Here is a 2,904-nt window from a genome sequence, read left to right on the forward strand (position 1 = left end):
ATGTTAGTACCCGGCGACACACAATTGGTGTCAGGGTTTTTGTTATTCAATTCAGCAATAGGATCAGTAGAATCGTCATCGATCGTAAAGTCAGTAGTAGTGCTAGAACATCCCGTAGCATCTGTAATAATGACTTCATAATCACCTGGTTCCAAATCAGTGATTAATGGATCAGTACCCGTTTGCGTACCCCCATGTGCTCCACCTTCCTTAGTGAAAGCGAAGTTGAATCCTATAGTATTACCTTGTGGCGTGCCATTAACAGCTACATTAGTTATTTGGAATTGACCATTATACCCACCACCTGAGCAGTTGTCGTTAGGAGTGTTGATCGTACCTGCAGCAGCTATTGAAATGGTCGGAATTTCTTCGTCTAGTTCGAAGGTAGCATCGACAAAGCAGTCAGCACTTGTATTTTGTTCGTCAATAACTCTTAGCGTGTAGAATCCACCATCAACGCCACTTAGTGTTCCTGAGGATACTGTAGCAGCAGTTCCAACGGCTCCATTGATAGAAGCACCATTGACTAGGGCAGTACCAGTTGCAACAGAAGCACCTGCATACCACTGATAAGAATAATCTCCTGTATCGTCATTGGTAATAGACCAATTAATAGCACCATTTCCTTCGTTCGCATCAGGATCACAACTGGTATCGATTGTATTTAGAGTCAGACTCACGGTTGGTACTGTGGTTTGGTCTTCGATTTCAAATTCAACCATTGACGTTGTACAGCCAAATAAGTCATGTTCAGCTTCCACAAAGTATGTACCTGCTGCTAAACCAAGTAATTCATAATCATTAGCAGCTGTCGCAATAGGAGTTGCAGCGTCTGATTGATACCAAGTGAAAGTATAATCGTCTCTATCTCCAGAGGTCACGTCTGTATCTTCGATAGTAGCAGCGCCTGTCGTACCACAATCTTCAATATGAGATAAAGAAGTAAGAGCAGCTAAAGTATGTTCTTGCGGATCTGTGTTAATAGTGTAAGTTCCTTCTACCGAACATCCTGAATAGACGTACGAAGCTGGTCCTGATCCACCTACTATTCTGAAGATTTTAACTATATAATCACCAGGTCCGATATTAGCTCCAGAATATCCGGCCGCATTAGCTGTAGATAGAGTGGAAGTCGTTTCATGCTGTTCTACTAATAATGCATCAGCTGGATAATTTTCAGCACCAACTACAAACCATCTAAATTCAAAATCTGTTGCATGATCGAATGGTCCGTAAGTATCTTCTGCATCTTTTTTAGCTATCACTTCTATTTCCCCATCACCTGGATCTCCGTCACAAACGGTATTATCAGTAACTGTAAAGCCATCAATGAAAGGAGTATAAGCACGTTGTTCAATGGTTTCAACTGCACTTGCAGAGAAACACCTGTCAGTATTGGCTGGAGCAAAAGCCGGATTGTTAATTTGTCTGGCTACCGCAGTGTAATCACCTGCCGGCAGTCCTGTAAATTGAACCACATCTGCAGGTTCATTGTCCGCAACAGCTCTACTTGATGATAAATTAATTAATGGATAAGTTATGCCATTTACCGTATAATTAGCTAGCGGATCTGCTGGTACGCCGTCTCCAGCATACAAATAAATATCATATTCAGATATGTCATCAAAATTTCCATCTGTATAGCCAGAAGTTATTCCGTCGATATCTGCTGTTGCACCTGAAATATCTCCAGTAATATCATCTGTGACTAAAAAATCTGCTAAGGGAGATGTCGTTGATATACGCATCGAAACCCCAGCTGTGTTATTGCTGATAGTACCCGTTGCTCCACTTGGATTTGCTGTAACAGTTTCTCCGTCTACAAAATTGCTGGCATTCGTTGCTGTATATGTGATAAATATGCTCTCCGAAATTCCAACTTCAGCACTTCCATCATCAGGACATTCTTCCACGTGTTCTACAGCGATAGTTGTTGTAGCTTGTTGCCCAACAAATGGAAGGTCATATACGATTTGATATCTACATTGAGTGGAGCCAGTATAGTCAATAATCAACGAGTATAGTCCGGATTCAAGACTAGTTAACGTGGTTGCGCCTGTACTACCATCTGTATTATAACCTGCAGGATTGATTGGAGATATACCATCTATACCGTTTTGAACTTCGTCTGTATAATCATCTGAGCCTTCCCACCATTCAAACGTAATATTAGCATCTGCACCTGTTGTTGCATCTATTGTTCCTGTTGCTGATGCACAATCAGTTGGCAAGACTCCATAAGCAATATTAACTGCAGGAGCTGCAGGAGTTAAGTCGTCTATAAATTGTGTGAATGGACTACTGGTACAACCTGAATTAGTTTCTGTAGCAATTACAGTATAATAACCTGAAACCTGTCCTGTTAACACTGGGTTAGCGCTATTCGCTTGAAGTACCGTTCCAAATTCATCTTGTCCTTCATAGAATTCATAAGTATAAGCAGGAGTGAAGTTGATTGGGGCTGCACCTCCATCAGAGTAGGTTAAACCTATTCCTGTTACCTCTACTTCACCATTAGGTGTACAATCAGTCTGATCATCATTTACATCAAAAGTCAAAGCCATGACTGGCGTAGCTCTACGAATGGTGACTTGCTCTGTTGCAAAACATCCAGCGGCATCATTGGTTACTTTAGCCGTATAAGTTCCGTTGGGTAAATCACTGATGATATGATGATTACCCTGTCCATCAGTTACAACTCCGGCTGATGGATATATAGTTGTTACTAAATTAGCAGCAATTGTATTCGTACCAACAAACCATTCTATAGTAAAACCAGCATTGCCTACCACTGGTGAACCATCATAATTTGTAATATTAGCTGTGATTTGTCCCGTTGGGTCAGCTAAATCACAACTAAAATCATCTTGGGTCACAGATACTGTTGGCACTATGGCTATCAGG

Annotated in this window: 1 protein-coding gene; it reads right to left on the reverse strand. The window is 41.3% G+C overall.

Annotated features, from left to right (window positions below; translation table 11 throughout):
• On the reverse strand, positions 1-2,904 hold a 2,904-nt coding region (locus B9A58_RS20460), incomplete at both ends, for a hypothetical protein (protein ID WP_176214862.1).

The sequence above is a fragment of the Reichenbachiella faecimaris genome (genome assembly GCF_900176375.1).
Classification (GTDB): Bacteria; Bacteroidota; Bacteroidia; order Cytophagales; family Cyclobacteriaceae; genus Reichenbachiella; species Reichenbachiella faecimaris.